The sequence below is a fragment of the Actinopolymorpha singaporensis genome (assembly GCF_900104745.1).
GTDB lineage: Bacteria > Actinomycetota > Actinomycetes > Propionibacteriales > Actinopolymorphaceae > Actinopolymorpha > Actinopolymorpha singaporensis.
In genome coordinates this window covers 5113662-5138213 of record NZ_LT629732.1, presented here as the reverse complement: position 1 = coordinate 5138213, position 24552 = coordinate 5113662, and the positions used below count along the sequence as shown (strand labels likewise).

Below are 24552 nucleotides of genomic sequence, written 5' to 3'. Positions count from 1 at the left end.
GCCCGAGCCTAGGGCATGCCACCGACACCTGGCCGTCCAATATCCCGGCGGGTCCCGGCGGGATCCGGGAGCCCGCACCAGCCCGGACTGGGCCGTACGGGTCTGGGCGTACGGGTCTAGGCCGTACGGTCGGCGCGGTCGAGCCTGGCGACCCCGATCCGGGCGTCGGCCATGCCGTAGAAGACGTAGGTGCGGCCGGCGATCGTCTCCACCGCCGTGGGGAAGACGACGTTGGCGACGGTGCCGGTGCGCTCGTCGTCGGTCTCCGGCGTGAGCAGCGGCTCCGGTGTGCGGGCGAGCACCCGGGTGACGTCCAGCGCGTCCAGCAGCATCGCGCCGGCGCCGTAGGTGACCCGCTGGGTGCTCGGGTCCCAGCCGGGCGGGATATGGCCGGTGACTCCGTGGTGGATCACCAGCCAGCCTTCCTCGACCCGCATCGGCGGCGGCCCGGCGCCGATCTTCAGCTCCTCGTAGGGAAACTCCGGCTGGGCCACCTGGCGGTGGTCGTGCAGATGGGTGAGCGCGCGGATGTCCTGCTCGACCGCGGCCGCCGAGACGTACGACACCCAGATGCTCGGGCGGTCGTCGTCGATGCCGGCGGGCAGGTGGACGCCCTCACCGGGACGGAACCAGCCGAGGTCCCACATCGGGCGGTGCAGCATGGCGTAGCAGGGCTCGCCGTCAGGCCCGGGCACCGGCTCGGGAAAGAACACCGCGTCCTTGTTGGGGAAGAGGTTGAGGTCGGTGTCCAGGTCGGGTTGGTACTCGAAGTGCACCGGGCCCAGCCGCCGCCAGGTGGTGAGGTCGTCGGAGACGGCGATGGCCAGCTTGGGGCCGATCGGGCCGTACGCGACGTAGGTCATCACGTGCACGCCCAGCTCGGGCACCCAGGTGACCCGCGGGTCCTCCACGCCGGCGTTGTTGAGGCCGCGCTCCCAGCCCTCGTCGGGTGCCAGCACGACACCACGTCGATCGACACTCACGGGTACGCCGTCGACGCAGTTGACCTCCGCGAGTCCCACCCGCGACACGTTGCCGGCCGCCACCATGCGCGGCAGCAGGTGCAGCCTCCCGTCGGGGGTGTGCCCACTGGCGGGATTGAGGACGCCTTCACTTTCCAGCTCGTTGTCCGGCTCCGGCGTCATCACCACACCGAGCCTGGTGAGGGTGTAAGGAACCTGGGCGTACGAAACCTCTGTCGCCTGTGTGCTCAACGGATCGGCCCTCCCGAGATTGCCCCGCCGAACCTTAGCGTGAGCGTATCCGGGGGCACCGACAGGCGTCAGGCGAGCGGGACGGCCGCGACCGGAGTGGTCGTCGGCGCCTTCGACCCGCCCATCGGCTCCACCGAGATGCCGAACGCGTTGGCGCCGTCGACACCGGACAGAACCTCGCTGACCCGCCCGGACCCGGTGACGTCGACGACTCCGGCGGAGCGGGCGTTGTCTCCGGAGATGAACCAGAGCTGGTACGTGCGGTTCCGCGGCGGCTGGGACAGTCCGTCGAGAAGGACGACGGCCTGGTCGAGCTGGTGCGACACCACGACGGTGACCTGCCCTCCGCCGCGGACGCCGCCGCGCACGGTACGCGAGTCGGGGGCGGCCAGGACGGTCTCTATCCGCTGGCGTTCCTGGACTGCCCGGGTGGCTCGCTGCTGGGCCTGTTCGTACTGCACGACGCCCGCACCGACCCCGATGCCGGCGAGGACGACCAGTGCGGCGGCCAGGGCGAGCAGGCTCCGGCGGTAAGGCAGCCGGCCGCGGTGTCCGGCGGCTCCCGGTTGCCGAAGCCCATCGGGCGCGGCCGCGGCGCTGCCGGGGGTCGCGGGATCGGCGTTCCGGCCATTGTGTGCGGCGGTGGTACGCCGGCCACCGGCGCCGGGAGCCGCCTCCTGCCCGGTGGTCCGGATCGCGGCGAGAACCCTGTCGCGCAGCTGCTCCGGAGGCTCGGTGGCGGTCGCCGCGGCGAGCTCGGCCGCGACGGCACCCAGCTGGCGTACCTCCTCCCGGCAGGTCGCGCAGGTGGCCAGGTGCGCCTCGAACTCGCGCAGCTCCGGCTCGGGCAGCGCGTCGAGTACGTACGGCGGAGCCAGCGAGTGGAGGTCGGGCCGGTCGGGCTGCTCGGCCACGCCGGAGGCGGTCGTCATCGCGGCGCCCCCAGCTCCACGCCGCCGATGCAGTCGCGGAGCCGGACCAGCCCGTCCCGCATGCGTGTCTTGACCGTGGCCAGGTTGGCGCCGAGGTGCTCGGCGACCTCGCGGTAGTTGTACCCCACGTAGTAGGCGAGGGTCACCGCCTGCCGCTGGAGGTCGGTGAGGGAACCCAGACAGCGGCGGACCTGCTCCTGCTCCAGGCTCGCCGTCACCTCCTCGACCACCTGGTCGTAGGAGGGGGAGTTGTCGCCGGCCGCGGCCCGGCGTTCGCGGTCGGTGGACGCCTGCTCGGACCGGACGCGGTCGACGGCCCGGCGGTGGGCCAGCGTGGCCGCCCACGTGCGTACCGAGCCGCGGGACGGGTCGAACCGGGACGCCGTACGCCAGATCTCGACGAACACCTCCTGGCTCACCTCCTCCGCGTGCGAGGGGTTGCGCAGCACGCGGCGGACGACGCCGAACACCTGCGGGGCCAGCAGGTCGTACAGCGCGCCGAAGGCCTCCTCGTCGCCCCGGGCCACCCGGGGGACGAGGTCGCCGGCGGTCGGCGACGGGTCACCGACCGGTCGCGGTGGTCTGGGCGCCTCGTTCATCGGGTCCATCTTCGCGTGCACCGCCGACCGTGATGCGGAGGGGGCCGACAGGACGGACGAACGCCCCGACCGCCGCAGCAGTCGGGGCGTTCACCTTGGTGAAGCGGTCAGGCTCAGCCGAGGCGGAGCCGCTCGTTCGGGAAGATCAGGTTGGGGTTGCTCCCGACCAGCTTCCGGTTGAGCTTCCACAGCGCCCGCCAGCCGCCGTCGACACCCTGCGCCTGCGCGATGGTCGACAGGGTGTCGCCCGGACGGACGACGTACCTGGCGCCGGTGGCCGCGTGCCGGGAGTGCGTGGACCTGGCCACGATCTTCGGCCGGGAGGTGCCACGCGAGGAGCGGGTGCTGTGCTGCTTGCGCTCCTGCGTCTGGGCGCGCGTGTTCGGGCTGCCGCCCTTGTCGCCGGAGCCGAGGCCGAGCTTGGCCGAGCATGCAGGCCAGGCGTTCCAGCCCTGCACCTTCAGGACCTTCTCGGCGATGGCGATCTGCTGCCACTTGCTGGCGTAGTCGGCGCGGGAGGCGTACTTGCCGCCACCGAAGCCGGTCCAGGTCGAACGGGTGAACTGCAGGCCGCCGTAGAAGCCGTTGCCGGTGTTGATGTGCCAGTTGCCGCTGCTCTCGCACTGGGCGAGGCGCTCCCACGTGTCGGTGCTGGCGGCGTGGGCCGGAGCGGCCATTCCGACCACGGGGACGGCGGCGGCGATACCGGTGACGGCGGCGGTCTGCGTGACGCGCTTGGCGACGGTCTTCGAACGACTGGCGCCGCGGTGCTTTGCCTGATAGGCCATGAGATCGGTTCCCTCCCGTCGCCTGCGGAGTTAGCTGTCGGATTCGGGCGAGAGGAAGTGCCCGGCCGCCGAGGCGGCTTCACCCCAGGACCCGTCACCGGGTCCGTATGTGGTTCCTCCGTCTCCGCCCGATGGAAGTACCGGGTCTGACGACACCGCCGGGCGGAGCTAGGCGAAGCGGGTCGTAGCCGCCCCCCTGTCGGCGCGACCGGCAATGACTGTACGACGTGATCGTTTCGTTGCCAACCTGATCCAGAGGATTCACCGAAGTCGCGACCGTCCTTTGTTTACCACGATGAAGTGGGTGCGACCCGGCCGACGATGACCCGACGACGAGCTGACGATGCCGTCCGCGCGCCGGCCGAGATTGCTGCGACAGAAGGCAAAACCGCTGGTGACGGGGTTGCAGGCGATGGTGTGACGGCCATGACGACTGCGGTTGCTTGGCCGGTGACCGGCCCGCCGCGCCAGGCTGTGCGAGCGGTCGGCGACGCGGTCTTACCAGGTCCGCGGCGCGCCGGAATTTCTCGCTGTGGTTGACGAAGAACGGCTCCGAGGGCGCGGGCTTTCGTCGTCTCCGCGTGGCGAACGGGTGTTCGGGCGCGGGTCTCGCTAGCGTTCGGGACACGATGCCCGACACCACCATCAGGTTCCTGCACTCCGGCGACTGGCAGCTCGGGATGATGCGCCGGTTCCTCGGCCCGGAGGCGCAGGCTCGTTACGGCCAGGCGCGCGTCGACGCGATCGAACGCATCGGCGCGGTGGCCGCCCGTACCTCCGCGGCGTTCGTCGTGGTGGCCGGTGACGTGTTCGACGCCAACCAGGTCGACCGGAAGGTCGTGTTGCGGGCGTGCGAGGCGCTGCGGGCCCTCACCTGCCCGGTCTATCTGCTGCCGGGCAACCACGACTCGCTGGAGCCGGGTTCGGTGTGGGCGAGCCCGATGCTGGCCGCGCACCTGCCGTCCCACGTCGAGGTGCTGCGCGACTCCGACCCCCGCACGCCCGCTCCTGGTGTCGAGGTGGTCGGTGCCCCGTGGCGTACCCGCCGGCCACTGCGCGACCCGGTGGCAGACGTGCTCGACGCCGACCCGCCCGCGGAGGGCGTGGTGCGGGTCCTCGTCGGCCACGGCCAGACGGACAGCCTCGCCCCGGACGTCGGCGAGCCGGCTCTGGTACGCCTGCGGACGCTGGAGGAGGCGCTCGCCGCCGGCCGGATCCACTACGCCGCGCTGGGCGACCGGCACTCGCGTACGTCCGTCGGCGAGTCGGGCCGGATCTGGTACGCCGGCACTCCGGAGCCGACGCGCCCAGAGGAGGAACACCCCGGTGACGTGCTCCTGGTCGAGCTGTCCACCGGCCCGGGAGGCTCCACCTGCACCGTCAGCCCTGAACGCGTGGGCACCTGGCGGCTGCTCTCCCGGGTGGTCGAGGTGGACGGCGACAGCTCCCTCGACGCGCTCGACCGCTGGCTGGGCGAGCAGCCGGACAAGGCGCGCACCGTCGTACGCCTCGGCGTCCGCGGCGCGCTGTCCGTCGCCGGGCTGACGCGGCTGGAGGTGCTGCTGGACGCGCAGACCGAGGTGTACGCCGCGATCCAGCGATGGCGCCGGAACTGGGACGTCGGCGTTCTGCCCGACGACCAGATGCTGGACGACCTACCGGTGACCGGGCCGGCCCGGGCCGCGCTGGAGGAGTTGCGGCTCACCGTCGCCAGCGGCAGCGACGACGCGGGCGAGGCCGCCGACGCACTCGCGCTGCTGCACCGGCTGGCCGGGGGAGCGGCATGAGGCTGCACCGGCTGACGTTGCGCGACTTCCGCGGGGTGGCCGCGCGCGACCTGGACTTCGACGAGGCCGGCGTCACCGTCGTACTCGGCGACAACGAGACCGGCAAGTCCAGCATCCTGGAGGCGCTCAGCCTGCTGTTCGAGCTGCCGGACGACTCCAAGGCGGCGAAGCTGCGCGCGGTCCAGCCGGCCGGACGTGACGTACCCAGCGAGGTCGCCGCGGAGCTGACCCTCGGCGGGCAGCGGGTGCACTACCGCAAGCGGTGGTTCCGTCAGCGGCTCACCGAGCTTCGGGTCGATCCGGGCGGGCACACCTGGACCGGGCGGGAGGCGCACGACGAGGCCGCGAGGCTGTTCGCCGCGTACGTTGACCAGAGCCTGTGGGCGGCGCTGGTGGTGGGCCAGGAACACGCGCTCGCCGTGCCGGCTGCCGGTTCGGTGGCGGCGGTGCTCACCGCACTGGACGAGTCCGCCGGTGGTGAGGTCGACCACGGCGCGTCGGTGCCGCTGGTGGCGGCTGTCGAACGCGAGTACCAGCGGTACTTCACCCGGACCGGCCGGCCCAGCGGCGACTACGCCGAGGCGATCAGCCGGCGCGACCAGGAACGCGTGCGGGTGGAGGACGCACAGGCACGGCTGGTCGAGGTCGAGCAGGACGTCGGCCGAGCCGAACGCCTGACCCGCGACCGGGCCACGATGAGTGCCCGGTTGCGCGAGCAGGAGGCCCGGGTCGCGGAGCTTTCCGACCGCAGGCAGGCCGCGGACGAGCTCGTCGGTCAGGTCGAACGCCTGCGCCGCGACGCCGAGTTCGCCGCCGCGCAGGCCGAGGCTGCCCGCGCGGAGGCCGAACGCCGGACCGCCCTGGTCGCCGAGGCGAAGGAGCGCGACCGCGCGGCGACCGAGGCGGAGGAGGTACGGCTGCGTTCGGCCGCCGCTCTGCGGGTCGCCGAGCAGGAGTGGGAACACGCCACCGCGGCACTTCGGGTAGCCAGGGACGAGCAGGCCGCACGGCGGGCGGAGGTCCGCCGGCTCGACGCGCACCTGTCCAGGCTGCGTGACCGCTCCGACCTGGCCGATCTGGAAGAGCGGCTCGCCGCGGTGGAGGAGGCCCGCGAACAGGAACGCCGGGCCGCCGCCGCACTGGAGCGCGCGAACGTCGACGAGGCCGCGCTGGAGGCCGCCGAATCCGCGCACGTGGACGTGCTCGCCGCCCGGGCGGCGCTGGCCGCGGGTGCGCCGGCGATGGTGGTCCGCCGGCTCGGTGACGCCGGTGTGGAGCTGTCCGGCGTACCCCTCGAGGAGGCCCACCGGGAGGTGACGGTCGACCGGGACACCACCGTCAGCGTTCCGGGCGTGGTCGAGGTGACCGTACGACCGGGTACGGGCGCGGCCGAACTCGCCGCCGCCACCGCCAGTGCCGAGGACGCCGAGCGGCGGCTTCTCGCGGAGCTGGGCCTTCCGGACATCGGCGCGGTCCGGCAGGCGGCCAGGGCCAGGGCCGAGGCCGAGCGCGCCCTGACCGTCGCTCGCGAGGACCTCACCCGCCGACTGGAGGGACGCACGTTCGCCGACCTGGTTGCCGCCCGCGACCAGCTGCTGGCCAGGGTCACCGACGACGGGCGTCTCGACGACCCTGCGGGTGACAGGGCCGACGGTGACAGGGCCGACGGTGACAGGGCCGACGGTGACAGGGCCGACGGTGCTGGGGGCGACGACGACTCTGGTGGCGACGTGTGGGGAAACCGCGCGGAGGGGGCCGCCACGCTCTTCGACGCAGAGCCGTTGCCTGTCCAGAAATCCCTTCCTCGGAAGAGATCCCTGCCTGCGAGGAAATCCCCGGCCAAGGAAACACTGGCTGTCAACGAGCCCTTGCCGGCCGAGGAGCCCTTGCCGGCCGAGACTCCGAGGTCTGTCAAGGAGACCTTGACGGCAGGCGAGCCGTTGCCCCGCACGCAGGAGCGCACCCGGGAGGCGCTCGCCCGTGCACAGGCCGAGGACGTCGCCGCGGCAGAGGCGCTGGCCCGCGCGGAGGCCGCCGAGGCAGGCGTTCGTACGGCGTTCGAGGCCGCGCGGGACGAGGCGACCGAGGCCCGCGTACGCGCCGAGCAGGCGGCCGAACGCCGTGCCGACATCCGCGACGCGCTGGACCGCGACCGTGCCCGGCAGGGCGACGAGCTCCTCACCGCCGCGCTGGACAAGGCGGTGCAGGAGGCGGCCGCGATCGCCGCGGATCTCGCCGGGGCGGAGGAGGCGGTCTCGCGCAGCGGAGCCGGCCGGCTCGGTGAGCAGTTGGCGGAGGCGACGACGCTGCGCGCGCAGCTGGCCGAGCAGGTCGAACACCTGCAGGACGAGCTCAGCCGGGTCGAGGGCGCGCTGGAACGCGCCGGCGCGCAGGGCCTGGCCACCGCCGCCGAGCGGGCCCGGGCCGAACTCGCCCACGCCGAGGAGCACCACGCCACGCTCGAACGCCGCGCGCTGGCGGCCGCGCGGTTGCGGGAGACGCTCGAACGCCACCGTGCTGAGGCCCGTCTCCGGTACGCCGCACCGCTACGGGAACGCATCGAGACGCTCGGCCGGGTGGTGCACGGACCGTCGTTCGGTGTCGGCCTGGGCGCCGACCTGGAGGTGGAGGCCCGCACGGTCGACGGGATCCGGCTTCCGGTGTCGTCACTGTCCACCGGCGCCCGCGAACAGCTCGCCACCCTGGTGCGGCTCGCCATCGCCGGCCTCACCGCCACCGACGGCAGCGGCGTCCCGGTGGTGCTCGACGACGCCCTCGGCTGGTCCGACCCAGGCCGGCTGCAGGCGATGGGCGCGCTGCTGGCCCGCGCCGGTGCCACCGGTCAGGTGATCCTGCTGACCTCGGCGCCGGACCGGTACGTCGGGACGGTCCCCGGCGCCCGGGTGGTGCGGATCTAGGCGCGCCGGACGGCCCCCTAGGCTGACCGGGTGAACGACGCGGTTCGGCTGGTCCGGGTGACCGAGCCCCACAAGTCCGTCCTCGCCAACCTGTTGCAGCTCTACCTGTACGACTTCAGCTCCCTCAGGGACGTCGAGCTGTCCACGCACGGGACGTACTCCTACCGCTACCTCGACCACTACTTCGTCGAGGCCGGCCGCGAGCCGCTGTTCATCCTGGTGGGTGACCGGCTGGCCGGGTTCGCGCTGGTGCGGCACGTGGACGGGGTGAACCTCCTCGCGGAGTTCTTCGTCGTCGCGAAGCACCGCCGGCTCGGGGTCGGCCGGTCGGCGGCGCACGCGTTGTTCCGCCGTTACCCGGGCGAGTGGAGCCTCGAGTACTACGACGCGAACGCGGCCGCCCGGCAGTTCTGGCCCGACGTGGTGCGGGCGGTGGCGACCGGCGAGGTCGGCCGGCGGCGGATCGGGCCGCCCGAAACAGACCTGCCGGCCACGCAGTTGACGTTCACGGTCGGCTGACGAAACCACCTCCGGCACCGGTCAGCCGACCCAGCGGTAGCGACGTTCGGGTCGGCCGGTCGCCTGGTAGCGCAGCGTGATCTCGGCATGTCCGGTCTCGTTCAGGTGCTCGAGGTACCGCCTCGCACTCACCCGCGAGATGCCCACCTGGTCGGCACATTCCGCGGCGGAAAGCCCGGCGTCGGCGGCGCGGAGAGCCCGCTCGACCAGTGCGGCCGTCTCCGCACTCTGCCCCTTGGGCAACGCGGTCGCGGTCATCCGTGAGGTGGCGCTGGCAAGCATGCGGTCCACGTCTGTCTGGTCCTGAACCGCGGCGAGCGACAGTCCCGCCCGCTGCGCAGCATAGCGCTCCAGGCGGCGCCGAAGGTCGTCGAAACCGAACGGCTTCAGCAGGTAGTTGACCGCTCCCTGCCGGACCGACGTACGGATCGCGGCGGCCTCCTTGGCGGCCGAGATCACCAGCATGTCGCAGTCGTGCCCGGCGACCCTTAGCTGGTTGATCACGTCGAGGCCGTGGATGTCGGGAAGGTAGAGATCGAGCAGTACCAGGTCGGGGCGGAGCCGGGCAGCCATGGCGATGGCCTCCCGGCCGGTGTGGGCCACGCCGACGACGGTGAAGCCGGGCACTCTGGCGACGAAGTTGTCGTGGATCCGTGCGACTCGGTAGTCGTCGTCGACGACGAGTACGCCGATCATGGGGCCGCTCCTTCGGTCATGCCGATGGTGTGCATGGTGCTGTCCGCACGCTGACCGATCGACAGGCGAGCAGTGAACCTGGCGCCGTCGGTGGTGTTCGTCACCGCGATCTCTCCGCCGCGGCGTACGCAGATGCGCCGCGTCAACGCCAGCCCGATGCCTCGCTCACCGGCCTTCGCGGCCTTGGTGGTGAACCCGTGCGAGAACACCTCCTGCGCCAGGTCCGGTGCCACGCCCGGGCCGGAGTCCTGCACGACGATCTCCACGCTCGACGCGTCCTGCAGGACCTCGAGCTCGACCCAGGCGGGTTCTGCGCCTCCGGCGGCGTCGGCCGCGGCGTCCAGAGCATTGTCCACGAGGTTGCCGACGACGGTCGCCACGTCCGCCGAGTCGTGTGGGTCCAGGTGGTTCAGGCAGGTGCGTTCGGAGACCCGGAGCTCGATCTTGCGCTCCGCCGCGTGCGCGGACTTCGCCATCAGCAGGGCGGAGACCGCCAGGTCCTGGATCCGCTGGGTGAGAGTCAGGTCCAGCGACTGCCGGTGCAGGTTGAGCGCGTCGACGTAGCGCACCACCTCGTCGTACTCTCCGATCTGGATCAGGCCGGAGATGGTGTGCAGTTGGTTGGCGAACTCGTGGGCCTGTGCCCTCAGCAGCTCAGCCGAGCTGCGGAACGAGCCGACCTCGCGTTCCCGCTCTGCCAGCTCGGTGCGGTCACGAAGGGTGGTCACCGAACCGAGCGTCCGGCCGTCCTTCACGACGGTCATCCGGTTCATGATCAGGACCCGCCCTCGCCTCAACACGACCTCGTCCCGCTCGGCGACGCCGTCGGACGCCAGCAGGACGTCCCGCAGCCGTCCCTCGATCGAGAGCTCGTCGAGGCTCTTGCCGACGCACCGCTCGGGCAGGTCGAGCAGGGTCCGGGCCACCGCGTTGGCCAGCGTGACGCAGTGGTGTGGGTCGAGCGCAATGACACCCTCGGCGATCCCGTAGAGCATCGCCTCACGGTGCTCGGCGAGCCCGGCGATCTCTCGCGGCTCCATGCCGAAGGTCTGCCGCTTGATCCGCCGCACCAGCAGCCAGGAGCCGACCAGCCCGATCAGGCTGGCGATGCCGAGATAGATCACGAGGTACGACGAAGCGCCGACCAGGCGGTCCCACAGCGATGGTGACGCCTCCCCGATCATGACGGTGCCGAGGTTCTTGCCCAGGCTCTGCCGCTGCGCCGAGAGCACCGGCACCTGGGCGACCAGCTCGCGAGATCCGCCGATGTCGATCTCCCCGGACCAGCCACGTCCGACCCTGCCGTCCGGGCCGCCGAACGGCAGCCGGGTACGGACGAGGAGCGGATTGGTGGAGCTGACCACCTCGCCGCGCGCGTTCGCGACGGTCACCGACGTGACGTCGGACTGGGTTTGTACGGTCTGGACGAGCGTGGCGAGCGCGCCGGCGGATTCGGGGGGAACCAGCTCGCCGCGTACCAGCGGATTGGCGGCCAGCTGCTCGGCGAGCGCGGCGACCCGGCGGCCCTCGACACGGTTGAACGTCGCCGCGGACTGGGCGAGTGACAACGCGGCGACCGCCACCAGGACGAGGACGATGATCACGAGCTGCAGAGCCAGCAACTGGCCCGCCAGGGAGGGGCGGCGGGACCTCATGACCACAATGAACACAACCTTCGCAAGTGACACAACGGTGGACGGCCACCCGCTGAAGAGCCACCATCATCGCGCCTGAGTCCGACGAAACGAAAGAGAAACCGCGATGAAACTTCGAAGGGGCCTGTTCGCCGGCGCTGTGGCTGCCGCGGTGCTCGCGGCCAGTGCCTGCGGCGTTACGGCGGACAAGCAGCAAGGCGAGAAGGCCGACGGACCGGTCGGCGATCTGCGGATCATGGTCCCCAACAGCCCCGGCGGCGGCTACGACATCACGGCCCGGACCGTTGCCAAGGTGATGGAGGACAACAAGATCGCCACCGGGGTCAACGTGTTCAACCTCGAAGGTGCCGGCGGCGTGGTCGGTCTGCAGCGCACGGTCAACGAGAAGGGCAACGGCAAGCTCGCCATGCAGATGGGGCTTGGCGTCGTCGGTGCGTCGTACACCCAGAAGTCGAAGGCGAAGCTCACCGACACCACGCCGATCGCCAAGCTCATCGAGGAGGCGGGCGCCATCGTGGTTCCCAAGGACTCGCCGTACCAGACGATCGACGATCTCGTCACCGCCTGGAAGGCAGATCCCAAGCGCGTCGCAGTCGGCGGCGGCTCCTCGCCCGGCGGGCCGGATCACCTGCTGCCGATGCAACTGGCCAAGGCGGTGGGCATCGATCCCAAGAAGGTCAACTACGTCACGTACGACGGCGGCGGCGAGTTGCTGCCTGCCCTCCTCGGCGACAAGATCGCCTTCGGAGCGAGTGGTGTCGGCGAGTTCCTCGACCAGATCGAGGCGGGCCAGATCCGGGTCCTCGCGGTGACCAGTGAGAAGCCGGTCGAGGCGATCAAGGACGCGCCGACGCTGAAGAGCGCGGGCATCGACCTCGTGTTCACGAACTGGCGCGGGATCGTCGCCCCACCAGGGATCTCCGACGAGGAGCGCCAGGTCTGGGTCGACGCCCTGACGAAGATGCACGGCACGCAGGACTGGAAGGACCAGGAGAAGAAGTACGGCTGGACCGACGCCTACGTCACCGGCGACGAGTTCGGCACCTTCCTCAGGAAACAGGACCAGACGGTCGCCGACACCCTGTCGAGGCTCGGGCTGGCATGAACCAGACGAACGAACAGCGGCCGGATCGCGCACAGTACGGGGTGTGCGCGTTCCTCGCCCTGGCGGGTACGGCGGTGGTCGTCGACGCCAGCCGCATCGGCAGCGCGACGAGCAGCAACGACCCTGTCGGTCCGCGTCCGGTGCCGACTCTGCTCGGCGTACTGCTGCTGGTCGTCGCCGTGGTGTACGCGATCGACGTGGCCAGGGGCGGCACCGGCGAGCAGGAGGGCGGCGAGGACGTCGATCTCACCGCGAAGATCGGCTGGCGATCGGTGCTTGCCCTGATCGGCATCTTCGTCGCCAACGCGCTGCTGATCGACCGGCTCGGCTGGGTGATCAGCGGGGCGTTGCTGTTCTGGGGTTCGGCTCTCGCCCTCGGCAGCAGGCGCTACGTCATCGCTCTCGCGTTCGGAGTCGCGCTGTCGCTTGTCAGCTTCTATGCGTTCGCGATCGGGCTGGGCGTCAACCTGCCGGCCGGAATTCTGCGGGGGATCCTGTAGATGGGCAACCTGACTGAGCTACTGACCGGCTTCGCGCACGTCGTGACCCCGGCGAACCTGCTGATCGCTCTGATCGGGGTGACGGTGGGCACGGCCGTCGGCGTGCTTCCGGGCGTCGGTCCGGCGATGACCGTCGCCATGTTGTTGCCGATCACGTACGGCATGGACCCGACGCAGGCGCTCATCATGTTCGCCGGCATCTTCTACGGCGGCATGTACGGCGGCTCGACGACCTCCATCCTGTTGAACACGCCCGGTGAGTCGTCGTCGGTGGTCACCGCGATCGAGGGCAACAAGATGGCCAAGGCCGGGAGGGCGGCGCAGGCCCTCGCGACGGCGGCCATCGGCTCGTTCGTCGCAGGGACGATCGGCACCCTGCTGCTCGTTCTCGTCGCGCCTCTTGTGGTGGCGTTCGCGATCAGCCTCGGCGCGCCCGACTACCTGGCGATCGTGGTACTCGCGTTCATCGCGGTCACCGCCGTGATCGGGCGCTCCCGGGTGCGAGGATTCGCGTCGTTGTTGCTCGGCCTGGTCATCGGCCTGGTCGGCATCGACCAGGTCACCGGCCAGCAACGGTTGACGCTGGGCTCTCCCTTGCTGGCCGACGGTCTCGACGTCGTGGTGATCGCGGTCGGCATCTTCGCCGTCGGTGAGGTGCTGTGGGTCGCCGCACACCTGCGCCGTACGGCCGGGGAGGTCGTGTCGGTCGGTCAGCCATGGATGGGCCGGCAGGACTGGGGCCGATCCTGGAAGCCCTGGCTGCGTGGCGCCGCGATAGGTTTCCCGTTCGGCGCACTACCGGCGGGCGGTGCGGAGATCCCCACCTTCCTGTCGTACGTCACCGAACGCAAACTCACCAGGCATCCGGAGGAGTTCGGCAAGGGTGCCATCGAAGGGGTTGCCGGTCCGGAGGCGGCGAACAACGCTTCGGCAGCCGGCACGCTCGTGCCCATGCTGGCGATCGGGCTGCCCACCAACGCCACGGCGGCGGTCATGCTGGCGGCCTTCCAGTCGTACGGGATCCAGCCGGGTCCGTTGTTGTTCCAGCGCGAATCCGCTCTGGTGTGGACCCTGATCGCGAGCCTGTTCGTCGGAAACCTGATGCTGCTGGTGCTCAACCTGCCGCTGGCGCCGCTGTGGGCACGGCTGTTGCGCATTCCGCGACCGTATCTCTACGCGGGTATCCTCTTCTTCGCCTCGATGGGTGCCTACGCCGTGAACGCCCAGCCCTTCGACCTGTTTCTCCTGCTGGTGTTGGGAATTCTGGGCTTCGCCATGCGCCGCTTCGGGCTTCCGGTGTTGCCGCTCATCGTCGGCGTCATTCTCGGTCCGATCGCCGAACGACAGGGACGGATGGCCCTCCAACTGTCGGGTGGCGACCTGTCCGGTCTGATCGGCGGGCCGGTGTCGTTCATCATCTACGCGCTGATCGGCATCATCCTGGTCGGGCCGTGTCTTCGGCGTTACGTCGTCCAGCCGCTGCTGAACAAGCCGGCCGCTGCAGAACAAGCCGGCCGCAGCTGAACAAGCCAGTCGATAGATGATCACGCGAATCGGACAGCCGGGTCGCTTGGCCGGCCGGGCGGTTCAGCGGAGTTCGGCGAGACGTTCGGGGTGGGTGTAGGCGACGTAGCGCTCACCGCGCAGGAACCCGACCAACGTCATCCCGAACCGCTCGGCCAGGTCCACCGCGAGGCTGGACGGTGCGCCGACCGCCGCCACGAACGGGATGCCGGCCGCGAGCGCCTTCTGGCAGATCTCGTATCCCGCCCGGCCGCTGGTGACCAGGATGTGGCCGGCCAGCGGCAGCCGGCGTTCGAGGAACGCCCAGCCGACCACCTTGTCCACCGCGTTGTGCCGGCCGATGTCCTCGCGGGCGCGCACCAGCGTTCCGTCGGCGGTGAACAACCCGGCCGCGTGCAGCCCGCCGGTCCGGCTGAACACGTTCTGCGCCTCGCGGAGCCGGTCGGGCAGCGCGCACAGCAGGGCCGAGTCCAGCTCCGGTCCGGGAGCGACGGACGAGCACCCGCGGAGTTCGAGCTCGTCCAGGCTCTCCTTGCCGCACACGCCGCAGGCCGAGGTGGCCGCGCCGTACCTGGCGGTCGGAGCATCGGGCAGCGGGCGTGCCAGGTCGGCGGTGACGACGTTGTAGCGCTGCTCGGAGCGCAGCGTCGGATCCGTGCAGTACGCCAGTCGTACCACGTCGTCGGGATCGGTCAGCAACCCCTCCGACCGCAAGAAGCCCGCGGCCAGCTCGAAGTCGGCACCCGGCGTGCGCATGGTGACCACCAGCGACCGCGGGGCCGCTCCCGGCCAGCCGACCCGGATCTCCAGTGGCTCCTCGGTCGCCACCACGTCGGCGCGGCCGCGGACCGTGGCACCGTCGACCTCGCGGACGCGTACTCGCACCGTGCTGCCCGGTCGCCGGGTAGGGAGACTCATGACCCCATCCTCGCCCCGCGCAAAACCTGATGACCCACCGGTACACCCCGGCCTATGGTCGGGGACGTGGAGATGCGCCGCGGGTAGCGCCCGCGTGACCGCCCGGCCCTGACGGCCGACAGCCCGGCCGTAGCGGCCGGCGACCTCCGGACGGACCGTCCCGGCGTCGAGCCGGCGTCACTCGGTCCGCCCGAACTTCCCCGTCTCTCCACCTTCCGTGGCCGCGCGTCGTCGCGGCCACTCCTCCCGGGAGCATCGCGATGACGCCGCAACGCGTCGGCCTCCACCACCCCTGCCTGCGTCCCTTCCTGGCCGCCGCGCGGAACACCGCGCCACCCGACGAGGACCACGTGGTGGTCGAGGGGACGTGGGCGCACGAGCAGCTGCTGGCCGCGCGGACGCCGGTGCAGACCTTCCTGTGGTGCCCGGAGCTGGTTCGTACGCGGGCGGCGCGCCGGTGCGCGGACGTCCTGCGTGCGCGTGCTGCGACGGCGTACGAGATCGGTCCCAGGGTGCTCACCCGGCTGTGCGGCCGGGCCCGCCCCGACGGCCTGCTCGCCCTGGCACGGTTGCCGCGCCGGACCGCGGCGGAGCTGGAGTTCGGCAGCTCGGCGCTGGTGGTCGTGGCCGACGGCATCGAGTACGCCGGGAATCTCGGCACGCTGGTCCGGACCGCCGACGCGTGCAGCGCCGACTGTGTTGTGCTGGTGCGCCGGCAGGTCCGGCCCAACCATCCCAGGGTGTTCGTGGCGAGCCGGGGGACCGTGCTCACCGTGCCGCTGGTGGAGTTTCCCGACCCGGCGGCGGCCTCGGCCTGGCTGGACCGGTGTGGCTTCACCGTCGTGGTCGCCGAGCCCGGAGCGACCCGCGACTACCGCGCGGGCGACCTGTCCGGCCCGCGGACGGCCGTCGTCGTGGGCTCGGAAGGACGCGGCGTCTCCTCGGCGTGGTACGCGGCAAGGGTCCGGCCGGTGTCGATCCCGATGTTCGGGACCGCCGACTCGCTGAACGTCTCGGTGTCGGCGGCGCTGCTGCTGTACGAGGCGCGCAGGAGTACCCCAGGAGGGGGCCCCAGGACAGACGCTAGTTGCAGGTCGCCCCGCACTGGCGGCGCAGCAGCGCGTCGATGACGATGCCCTCCATGTCCTTGGGGTCGCGCGCGCGGTAGGCCCGGCCGCCGGTCGCGTCCGCGATCTTGCCGAGCGAGGCGAGGTCGGCCTGCGGGCCGATGCCGACCAGGACGACCGCGATCGGGCGAGCCGGGTCGGCCTCCGTCTTCAGCGTGTTGAGCAGCTGGGTCAGGGAGACGCCCGTACGGTCCTCGTCCTTGCCGTCGGTGAGCAGCACCACGGAGTTGACCTTGGAGTCGTCGTAGCCGTTCTGCGCGGTGCGGTAGGCGGCCAGGAACGTGTCGTAGAGGCCGGTGCCGCCGCTGACCTGGCTGGGCAGCTTCGCCAGCACCTTCGCCAGCTCGGCACGGTGTGCGGCAGACAGTTCGGCGGTCTTCGCGAGCTCGCGGTAGTCGCGGGTGCCGTCGCGGAGTTCGGAGAACTCCCACAGTCCGACCTCGCCCCCGTCGGGGAAGTAACTGAGCGCGGTGCCGGCGGCGTCACGGGCCAGTTCGATCCGGCTCCGGCTGCCGGCCGCCTCGGCCATCGAACCGGACACGTCGACGACGGCGAGCAGCCGCGACTGCAGGCTGAGCGCGGCCCAGCTGCGCAGAACGTCGTCGGCGTCGTGCAGCGTGACCGGCGGGAGCACCTTGACCGTGCCGACGTCGGAGTTCTTGACGGGTGGGGCGAGGTCGCGGTAGTCGCGGAACCCCGCCTTGCGGAACGTCTCCCGGCCCTGCGGGGCGTCGGCGAACCGGGCGAGCGCGGCACCGGCGGCGGCGATCTGGTTGGTGCGGGCCCCGCCGTGGCGGATCGCGACGAGGGGGTAGTCGAGGAGGACCGTGCCGTTCTTCGGCGCGACCGCCACGACGTCGGTGTCTGCGTGTTCCCGGGTGAAGCTCAGCACCTGTTGCTCACTGGTGGGGACACCTCGCTGCAGGCCGGCCTCGGTGGCTGCCTGGGCGAGTTCGCGGTCGAGGTCGTCGACGCGATCCTTGGCCAGTTTGATGAGTACCGTGCCGAGCTTGGACCGGGCCTCCTCGGCCTCGCCGGTCACCGAGCGCCGCACGCCGAGCAGTGCGCTCAGGGCGACGCCGGACCGCTCCGCGTCCGCCACCGCCATGTGCCCGCTGGTGGCCAGCGTCGACCAGTTGTCCGCGTCGCCGCCGAGCTTCTCCGCCTGTGCCTGGGTGGTGGCGAGAACCATCGGGGACGCGGCCAGCGACGGGCTCAGTGCGAGCACCCGGGACGGCGGGATGCCGGTACGGGCAATCCACTCGAACGTGTCCGGTACCCACAGGTCGGGGGAGTTCGCGATGGCACCCGCGGTCTCGCTGGACAACCGGGTGAACATGTCGCGCGAGCTTGCCGCCGTGACCCCGAACGTCAGACATGCGCCGCCGATCGGCACCCTGTCCTTCTCGACGCGGGCGGCCACCGCCTTCAGCGGCGCGACCATCTCGGGTGCGGCCGCGATCCGGACACGCATGGTGCCCTTGCAGGCAGCCGGCGTGCTGCTCGCGGACGCACCGAACTCGCGGACACCGAGGAAGACCGCCGCCGGAATGATCAACGCACAGGCGACGACGAGTACGAGCAGACCTCGACCTCGCCCGTGGTGACGGCGGGGTCGCAGGTCTGCGGCGGCATGACGACCGGGCATAGCGCTGCTCCCTCTCCACCCCGAGTGGGCGGGACATTACCGGAAAACCCGCTCCGATCGGCGAGCCTCATCCGCTATGGGACGAAGCGCTACCAGACGTGTCGAACCGGGTGCGTACCGCGACGACGACGTGGTGGGTGCCTGTGCCGGACCCCGCTCGGGTCCGACTCATGTCCCCGCTCAGGCCTCGCCGGCGGCGTACATCCGGGCGATCACCGACTCGATCGCGGGCTCCTGGATCGACAGGTCTGCCAGGGGGTAGCGCGCGGCGATCGACGCCACCAGGGGGGCGGCGCTGGTCGCCGCGGGGAAGGCCAGCCACTGCCGTGGGCCGTCCACCCGGACCACGCTCGCCCCGTCCACCTCGATCGGCGGGCCCGGCTCGGCGAGGTCGACCACGAGGGTGCGTTCGCTCTCGCCGAGGCCGTGCAGCCCCGGCAGGCTCCCGTCGTACATCACCCGCCCGTGGTCGATCACCATCACCCGCGAACACAGTTGCTCGATGTCGGTGAGGTCGTGAGTGGTCAGCAGGACGGTGGTGCCGCGTTCACGGTTGAGGTCGCGCAGGAACTCCCGCACCTTGGCCTTGCTCACGATGTCCAGCCCGATGGTGGGTTCGTCGAGGTAGACGACCTCCGGGTCGTGCAGCAGCGCGGCGGCGATGTCGCCCCGCATGCGCTGGCCGAGGGAGAGCTGGCGTACGGGCACGTCGAGCAGCGGACCGAGCTCGAGCAGGCCGACGTAGTGGTCGAGGTTCTCGTGGTAGCGCGCGTCCGGGATCTTGTAGATCCGCCGCAGCAGGCCGAAGCTGTCCCGCAGCGGCAGGTCCCACCACAGGGTGGTGCGCTGGCCGAACACGACGCCGATCCGCCGGGCCAGCCGGATCCGGTCGCGCGACGGCTCGATGCCGGCGACGCGCAACGTGCCGGCGGTGGGTACGAGAATGCCGGTGAGCATCTTGATCGTGGTCGACTTGCCGGCTCCGTTGGGCCCGATGTAGCCGACCATCTCCCCGGCGGCCACCTCGAAGGACAGCCCGGCGACCGCGTGCACCTCCGACCGGGTACGCCGCAGCCGGCCGGCACGACGTCGTACGGCGAACGTCTTCCGCACGTCCCGCACCTCGATCAGCGGACCGTCGGCGGCGGGCTCCTGGGTGGCGGCACTGGTGGGCAAGGCGTTCGTGGGCACGGCGTTCGTGGGCACGGCGTTCGTGGGTGCGGCCGTGGACGCGGCTGTGGTCGTGAGGGACGGCTGGTCCGAACGTGTGGTCCGTGGTGTCATGGTCAGCTCCCGGTGCTGCGATAGCTGCGCAGGCCGGCCCGCCAGGCCAGCGCGGCGACGAGGGCGAGGACTGCCGCGGCCAGCGGCGAGGCGAACTGGAAGCCCTTCGGCAGCCCGAGCGGGTCGGGGTGGCCGAGGACGTGCAGTGCCGGCAGCCAGTTGACGAACGCCAGCGGGATGCCGAACGTCGCCGCCCGGAGCAGGTCCTTGGCGAAGATCGTCGGAGGGTACTGCGTCAGGAAGTTGCCGCCGTAGGTGAAGGCGTTGGCAACCTCGGCGGCGTCGGTCGCGGCGAACTGGAACGCGGCGCCGAGGACGAAGATCGCGGCGAAGATGACGGTGCCGCTGACCAGCATGACCGGTATCAGAACGATCCGGTCCCACGTCCAGTGCACGTCGACCGCGACCATCGCCCAGCCGAACACCAGCGCGCTCTGGGTGATCCGCCCGAGCCGGCGCAGCGCGAAGTCGTCGGCGGCGGCCTGGACGAACGTCGGCACCGGCCGGATCAGCATCACGTCGAGGGAGCCGTCCCGGATCCGCCGGCCCAGGCGTTCGATGCTGCCCACCAGCAGGTCGGCGGTGCCCATCGCCACCCCGGAGGTGGCGTAGAGGAAGGCGACCTCGGGCAGGTCGAACCCGCCGAGGGTGTCGGTGTGCACGAACATGATGAAGATCGCCACGAAGTCGAAGCCGGTCACCACGAACTGCCCGACGGTGAGCATGGCGAACGACGCCCGGTAGACCATCGTGGAGCGCACCCACATCGCGACGATCCAGCCGTACGCCCGCAGGGCGTCACCCACCCTGGACCACCACCTTCCGCGTGGCGAGCTGCGTGAGTGCCCGTCCGGCCAGCCAGAGCACCAGCCCCCAGCCCGCCTGGAAGGCGAGGACGAGGACCAGCGCCGAGCCCTGACGCTTGCCGAGGAACACGTCGGCCGGGATCTGCAGCGCCGACGACCACGGCAGTGCCCGGGCCAGGTCGCCCAGCCAGCCGGGGAAGACGTTCAGCGGCAGCAACATGCCGGAGAAGAACATCGCCAGCACCCCGGCCAGCTGGTGCACACCGCGCGCGTCCATCAGCCAGAAGCCGGCCAGGGTGAACAGGTAGTTGAGGCTGAAGCAGACCACCGCGCCCAGGAAGACAGAGAGCAGGAACGCCAGCCAGGTCGCCAGGTCGCCGGGGACGTTGAGGGTGAACGCGAACGCGCCCACCAGGGTCGGGCCGATGCCCCGGCCGAGCAGGTGGAACGCGGCCCGGCCCAGGTCGCTCGCGAGCCACCACGCCTGCAGGTCGACCGGGCGGTAGAGGTCGACGGCGATGTCGCCGGTGCGGATGCGCTCGGCGAGCTCCTCCCGGAACCCGCCGCCCCACAGCGCACCGACCATGCCGAGGGACTGGCCGAGCCAGACGTAGGTCACCGCGTCGGTCACGTCGTACCCGCCGAGAGAGGGCCGGGCGCGCCACAACGCGATGTAGGTGAACGCCATGATGAAGCCGAAGACGGTGTTGGTGAAGACGCCGGCGGCGGTGGCGGCGCGGTAGGTCGAGTATCGGCGGAAGGTACGCCACGCGATCGCGGCATAGACCCTCATGAGGGGGCGGCTCCCTTCGACGGGCGGCATGCGTGGGACGGGCAGAGCGCGCGGAGGGGGCGCGTCTTTGGCACGCGGGGAGCAGCGCGGGCAGTTGCTCGCGCTTGGGGTGGACCTGGGACGGCACGGTCCGCGACGAGGGCGGGCGGTGCGCTGGGCACGTCGAACTTCCCCCGCAGCGGTCATGACCGGGGGTGGAGCTGGGGGCGGATGTGACCGGCCGCTGGGCTGACGATGGCCAGACCGGGGGCAGACCGGGATTTTGGCGGCCAGACAGCATAACCGGCACCGGCCGGGACGGGAAGGGATATTCGCCGGACCGCCGTGGCGAACCTGCGCGTCAGAACTCCGGCGAACTTCCCGCGGCGCCCGCCCGAGGCGGTGATTCCGGCGGTGAGGTCCCCGTGATATGCAGGCAGGGTCCCGTTCGTGCGCGGTGCGTCCCCCGGCCGCCGCGAGCCACCAGCTCACGAAGGTTCCGCCATGCCCCTGCTGACTGTCTACCGGGTCATGTCCTACGTCACCGGTGTCGTGCTGCTCGCGCTGGTGCTGGTCGCGATGCCGCTGAAGTACTTCGCGGACACTCCCGGCCCGACCATGGTGATCGGCCAGCTGCACGGCTTCCTCTACATGGTCTACGTCGTGGTGGTCCTGCTGCTGGGGTTCTCGCTGCGGTGGCGGCCGGTGCGCATGCTGGTGGTGATGCTGGCGGGGACGATTCCCTTCGCGGCGTTCTTCGCCGAGCGCAGGATCGTCGCCGACGTCCAGCGCGGCCGGGGCACCGGCGGCCGTGAGGGCGACCGGCGGAGCGAGCGGGTCGGCGCGGGTGACTGAGCCGTCCTTCGCCGCCGCCGTGGATCCGATGGCGACGGCGCGTACGCACGCGCGGGCGCTGGTCGAGGTGAAGGGCGTGGTCGCGGTGGTGGTGGGCGGCAGCCACGCCAGCGGAACCGCCGACGCCACCTCCGACCTCGATCTCGGCCTCTACTACCGAGAACCCCTCGACGTCTCGGCGCTGGCCGACCTGGCGACCACGCTCTCCGGCCGGCCCACCGAGGTCGCTCCGCCAGGTGGGTGGGGGCCGTGGGTGAACGGCGGCGCATGGCTGTCCACCGACTCAGGCCCCGTGGACTGGATCCTCCGCGACCTGGACCGGGTCACCCACGAATGGGAACGAGCCCGGCGCGGGGAGTTCGGACTGCACCACCAGCCGGGTCACCCGTTCGGATTCCTCAGTACGACCTACGTCGGGGAGCTCGCGACCGCGGTCGTCGTCGCCGACCCGACCGGCGAGGTGGGCCGGCTCCGGCAGGCCGCCGCGCGGTATCCCGAACCACTGCGCGACGCGCTCGTCGGCTGGCTGTGGGAGGCGGACTTCAGCCTCGCGGTGGCTCGCAAGGCGACCGGGCGCGGCGACGCGGCGTACGTCGCGATGTGCGTGCTGCGGGCGGTCGGCATCATGGCGCACGCGCTGCACGCCCGTGCCGGCCGGTGGGTGCTGAACGAGAAGGGCCTGGTCGCCGCGGCCGGCCGGCTGCCGGGCGCACCGGCCGAGTTCACGGCCCGTGCCCAGGTGCTGTGCGGCCGGATCGGCGCCACGCCTGCCGAACTCACCGCCCGGCTGGACGACGCCGAGCGACTGCTCGCCGACGTCCGCGGCGGCTGACGCCGGCTCCATGTCTTCTTCGGCCACTTCGCGGCAGGACGCGCTCGACGCGGCGTACCGCGCGGCGTTCACTGCCGACGAGCGGGTTCGCGCCGCGCTCACCTACGGATCCCGGCCGGCCGGGCTGGGCGACGCGTGGTCGGACGTGGAGTACTGGGTGTTCGTGGCGGACGAGCAGTCGGCCGCCGACCACCTCGAGCACCCGCCGAAGTGGCTGTGCGAGGTCGGTGACCCGGCGCTGCTGGTGCGCAACGAGTTCGGCGCCTGGGTCGCGGTGCACGCCGGGCTGGTACGTGTGGAGGTGCACGTGTGGCCGGCCGCGGATGTCGACGTCGTACGCGGCTGGCCGGCGCGGGGCGCGCCGGTGGAGGCGATGGTGGTGCTGGACCGGGACGGCGCGCTGACGCCCGCGGTGGCGGCACTCCCCGAAGATCCACGCGTGCCGGGCACCGCGGCGGAGGTTGCGCAGGTCTGCGGGCGGTTCGCCAACTGGTGGGTGCTCGGCCACAACGTCTCGGGCCGAGGTGAGTGGGAACGTTCCCAGGACGCGCTCGCGCACGTACGCCGCGAGCTGTTGTGGATGGCCCGGCTGTCCGGTGACGCCACCGGGCGATGGCTCACGCCGTCCCGGCTGGCCGAACGGGACCTGGCCCCGGAGGTGGTCGAGGCCCTGGGGCGTGTCTCCGCCCGCACCGAGCCGGCCGACCTCGCCCGGGCGTACGACTCCGCGTGGGCGCTGGGGGACCGGCTGTGGCGCGCGCTCGCCGCGATGTGGGGCTTCGACCCACCCGACCGGCTGGCCGGGTGGGTCGAAGCCGAGGCTCAGGACCGAGCCCCGGCTCGAGCCGAAGCCACCGAGGCGGAGCTCACCAGCTCCCGACGGTGCCGTCCACCCGGCGGCTGACCGGCAGGTAGCCGCGCTGGTACTCGTACTTCGCGGCGAGACCCTCGTCGATGTCCACGCCCAGTCCGGGCGCCTCACCGGGGTGAAGGTAGCCGTCGGCAAACGACCAGGCACGCGGGAAGACCTCGAGCGTCTCCTCGCTGTGGTGGCCGTACTCCTGGATCGCCGCGTTGTGGGTGGCCAGGCCGAAGTGCAGCGCGGCCGCCATCGAGACCGGCGACAGGTCGGCGGCGCCGTGGCACCCGGTACGGACGTGGTACGGCTCGGCGAAGTGCGCGATCTTGCGCAGGTGGGTGATCCCGCCCGCGTGCACGACGCTGGCCCGGATGTAGTCGATCAGCTGTTCGCGGATCAGCTGGTGACAGTCGTACAGCGAGTTGAACACCTCGCCCACCGCCAGCGGGGTGGTGGTGTGCTGCCGGATCACCCGGAAGCTCTCCTGCAGTTCGGCGGGTACGGCGTCCTCCAGCCAGAACAGCTGGTGGTCCTCCAGTCGCCGGCCCAGCCAGCCCGCCTCGGCCGGGGTCAGCCGGTGGTGAGCATCGTGCAGCAGGTGGACGTCGAAGCCGACAGCCTCCCGGATCCGGGCGAACAGTTCGGGCGCGAATCGGAGGTACTTCTCACTCGCCCAGCCGTCCTCGACGAACGGCAGGTCGGGCCGCTGTCCGGACACGTCGCCGCGCGGCGTGCCGTACATGTTGTCGATGCCGGGCACGACGCACTGCGCCCGGATCGCACGGTAGCCCTCCTCCCGCAGCCGGAGCACCTGCTCCACGGTGTCCTCGATCGTCCGGCCGGAGGCGTGGGCGTAACACAGCACGCCGCGCCTCGACCGGCCGCCGAGCAGGTTGTGGACCGGGGTGCCGAGGACCTTCCCCTTGATGTCCCACAACGCCATGTCCACGGCGGCGATCGCGGCCATCGTCACCGGGCCACGCCGCCAGTACGCGCCCTTGTAGAGCAGTTGCCAGGTGTCCTCGATGTCGGCCGGGTCGCGGCCTTCCAGCATGGGCACCACGTGGTCGGCGAGGTAGGACGCCACGGCGAGCTCACGGCCGTTGAGAGTGCCGTCCCCGATGCCGTGGACGCCCTCGTCGGTCTCGACCTTCAACGTGACGAAGTTCCGCCCGGGTGAGGTCACGATCACCCGGGCACCGGTGATCCTCATG

Annotated in this window: 22 protein-coding genes and 1 riboswitch; of the genes, 10 read left to right on the top strand and 12 right to left on the bottom strand. The window is 71.5% G+C overall.

Annotated features, from left to right (window positions below):
• Window positions 1-116: 116 nt before the first annotated feature.
• The 4 genes from BLU27_RS23055 to BLU27_RS23040 all read right to left on the bottom strand — a co-directional run bounded on the left by BLU27_RS23055 (window position 117) and on the right by BLU27_RS23040 (window position 3533).
• Window positions 117-1214: a glycoside hydrolase family 130 protein gene (locus tag BLU27_RS23055; protein WP_241827588.1), complete on the bottom strand. Its 1098-nt coding sequence runs from the start codon at window positions 1212-1214 to the stop codon at window positions 117-119.
• A 68-nt stretch (window positions 1215-1282) separates the two neighbouring features.
• The gene (locus BLU27_RS23050) at window positions 1283-2146 is read right to left on the bottom strand and encodes an anti-sigma factor (RefSeq protein ID WP_092655743.1); all 864 of its coding nucleotides are present in this window, start codon (window positions 2144-2146) and stop codon (window positions 1283-1285) included.
• Window positions 2143-2745 carry an ECF RNA polymerase sigma factor SigK gene (gene sigK / locus BLU27_RS23045; RefSeq protein ID WP_092658114.1) on the bottom strand — a complete coding sequence of 201 codons (603 nt, stop codon included), beginning with the start codon at window positions 2743-2745 and terminating at the stop codon, window positions 2143-2145. Before sigK ends, BLU27_RS23050 begins: the two co-directional genes overlap by 4 nt.
• Before the next feature lie 113 nt (window positions 2746-2858).
• Complete coding sequence (locus BLU27_RS23040) at window positions 2859-3533, bottom strand: LysM peptidoglycan-binding domain-containing protein (protein WP_092655742.1); 675 nt, start codon at window positions 3531-3533, stop codon at window positions 2859-2861.
• A 5-nt stretch (window positions 3534-3538) separates the two neighbouring features.
• Window positions 3539-3688, bottom strand: a riboswitch (cyclic di-AMP (ydaO/yuaA leader).
• A gap of 474 nt (window positions 3689-4162) precedes the next feature.
• Between BLU27_RS23040 and BLU27_RS23035 the strand changes: the two genes are divergently transcribed.
• The 3 genes from BLU27_RS23035 to BLU27_RS23025 are packed head-to-tail and all read left to right on the top strand — an operon-like array spanning window position 4163 to window position 8757.
• Window positions 4163-5320 (top strand): metallophosphoesterase family protein, encoded by a 1158-nt coding sequence (locus BLU27_RS23035; protein WP_092655741.1) that lies wholly within the window; start codon window positions 4163-4165, stop codon window positions 5318-5320.
• Window positions 5317-8238 carry an AAA family ATPase gene (locus tag BLU27_RS23030; RefSeq protein WP_092655740.1) on the top strand — a complete coding sequence of 974 codons (2922 nt, stop codon included), beginning with the start codon at window positions 5317-5319 and terminating at the stop codon, window positions 8236-8238. The genes BLU27_RS23035 and BLU27_RS23030 overlap by 4 nt, the downstream gene beginning before the upstream one ends.
• Window positions 8239-8268: 30 nt before the next feature.
• On the top strand, window positions 8269-8757 hold the full coding sequence (locus tag BLU27_RS23025; protein WP_092655739.1) for a GNAT family N-acetyltransferase: 489 nt from the start codon (window positions 8269-8271) through the stop codon (window positions 8755-8757).
• Between the two features lie 21 nt (window positions 8758-8778).
• On the opposite strand, the gene BLU27_RS23020 is transcribed toward BLU27_RS23025, so the two are convergent.
• Window positions 8779-9453, bottom strand: a complete 675-nt coding sequence (locus BLU27_RS23020; protein ID WP_092655738.1) for a response regulator — start codon at window positions 9451-9453, stop codon at window positions 8779-8781.
• Window positions 9450-11108: a sensor histidine kinase gene (locus BLU27_RS23015; RefSeq protein WP_092655737.1), complete on the bottom strand. Its 1659-nt coding sequence runs from the start codon at window positions 11106-11108 to the stop codon at window positions 9450-9452. The genes BLU27_RS23020 and BLU27_RS23015 overlap by 4 nt, the downstream gene beginning before the upstream one ends.
• A 106-nt stretch (window positions 11109-11214) precedes the next feature.
• On the opposite strand from BLU27_RS23015, the gene BLU27_RS23010 reads away from it, so the two are divergent.
• From BLU27_RS23010 to BLU27_RS23000, 3 genes are read left to right on the top strand one after another with little or no spacing between them, the layout of a single operon-like run.
• Complete coding sequence (locus BLU27_RS23010; protein ID WP_092655736.1) at window positions 11215-12213, top strand: Bug family tripartite tricarboxylate transporter substrate binding protein; 999 nt, start codon at window positions 11215-11217, stop codon at window positions 12211-12213.
• Complete coding sequence (locus BLU27_RS23005) at window positions 12210-12713, top strand: tripartite tricarboxylate transporter TctB family protein (protein WP_092655735.1); 504 nt, start codon at window positions 12210-12212, stop codon at window positions 12711-12713. The genes BLU27_RS23010 and BLU27_RS23005 overlap by 4 nt, the downstream gene beginning before the upstream one ends.
• Entirely contained in the window at window positions 12714-14237 is a 1524-nt protein-coding gene (locus BLU27_RS23000; RefSeq protein WP_092655734.1) for a tripartite tricarboxylate transporter permease, read from the top strand.
• 63 nt (window positions 14238-14300) lie between these two features.
• On the opposite strand, the gene fdhD is transcribed toward BLU27_RS23000, so the two are convergent.
• Complete coding sequence (fdhD, locus tag BLU27_RS22995) at window positions 14301-15155, bottom strand: formate dehydrogenase accessory sulfurtransferase FdhD (protein WP_092655733.1); 855 nt, start codon at window positions 15153-15155, stop codon at window positions 14301-14303.
• 260 nt (window positions 15156-15415) lie between these two features.
• On the opposite strand from fdhD, the gene BLU27_RS22990 reads away from it, so the two are divergent.
• A complete protein-coding gene (locus BLU27_RS22990; RefSeq protein WP_092655732.1) occupies window positions 15416-16285 on the top strand; it encodes a TrmH family RNA methyltransferase in 870 nt (289 codons plus the stop codon).
• On the opposite strand, the gene BLU27_RS22985 is transcribed toward BLU27_RS22990, so the two are convergent.
• From BLU27_RS22985 to BLU27_RS22970, 4 genes are all read right to left on the bottom strand, one after another.
• On the bottom strand, window positions 16239-17930 hold the full coding sequence (locus BLU27_RS22985) for a substrate-binding domain-containing protein (RefSeq protein WP_092655731.1): 1692 nt from the start codon (window positions 17928-17930) through the stop codon (window positions 16239-16241). The genes BLU27_RS22990 and BLU27_RS22985 overlap by 47 nt on opposite strands.
• A 180-nt stretch (window positions 17931-18110) precedes the next feature.
• On the bottom strand, window positions 18111-19214 hold the full coding sequence (locus BLU27_RS22980; RefSeq protein WP_092655730.1) for an ABC transporter ATP-binding protein: 1104 nt from the start codon (window positions 19212-19214) through the stop codon (window positions 18111-18113).
• Window positions 19215-19216: 2 nt separating this feature from the next.
• Entirely contained in the window at window positions 19217-20020 is an 804-nt protein-coding gene (locus tag BLU27_RS22975) for an ABC transporter permease (protein ID WP_197681537.1), read from the bottom strand.
• Window positions 20013-20813: an ABC transporter permease gene (locus BLU27_RS22970; RefSeq protein WP_092655729.1), complete on the bottom strand. Its 801-nt coding sequence runs from the start codon at window positions 20811-20813 to the stop codon at window positions 20013-20015. Before BLU27_RS22970 ends, BLU27_RS22975 begins: the two co-directional genes overlap by 8 nt.
• Before the next feature lie 483 nt (window positions 20814-21296).
• Between BLU27_RS22970 and BLU27_RS22965 the strand changes: the two genes are divergently transcribed.
• From BLU27_RS22965 to BLU27_RS22955, 3 genes are read left to right on the top strand one after another with little or no spacing between them, the layout of a single operon-like run.
• Entirely contained in the window at window positions 21297-21647 is a 351-nt protein-coding gene (locus tag BLU27_RS22965) for a DUF3817 domain-containing protein (protein ID WP_092655728.1), read from the top strand.
• The gene (locus BLU27_RS22960; RefSeq protein ID WP_197681536.1) at window positions 21640-22479 is read left to right on the top strand and encodes a nucleotidyltransferase domain-containing protein; all 840 of its coding nucleotides are present in this window, start codon (window positions 21640-21642) and stop codon (window positions 22477-22479) included. The genes BLU27_RS22965 and BLU27_RS22960 overlap by 8 nt, the downstream gene beginning before the upstream one ends.
• A 10-nt stretch (window positions 22480-22489) precedes the next feature.
• Window positions 22490-23383 carry a hypothetical protein gene (locus tag BLU27_RS22955; RefSeq protein ID WP_092655727.1) on the top strand — a complete coding sequence of 298 codons (894 nt, stop codon included), beginning with the start codon at window positions 22490-22492 and terminating at the stop codon, window positions 23381-23383.
• On the opposite strand, the gene manD is transcribed toward BLU27_RS22955, so the two are convergent.
• The gene (manD, locus tag BLU27_RS22950; protein ID WP_092655726.1) at window positions 23346-24551 is read right to left on the bottom strand and encodes a D-mannonate dehydratase ManD; all 1206 of its coding nucleotides are present in this window, start codon (window positions 24549-24551) and stop codon (window positions 23346-23348) included. The genes BLU27_RS22955 and manD overlap by 38 nt on opposite strands.
• Window position 24552 lies beyond the last annotated feature (1 nt).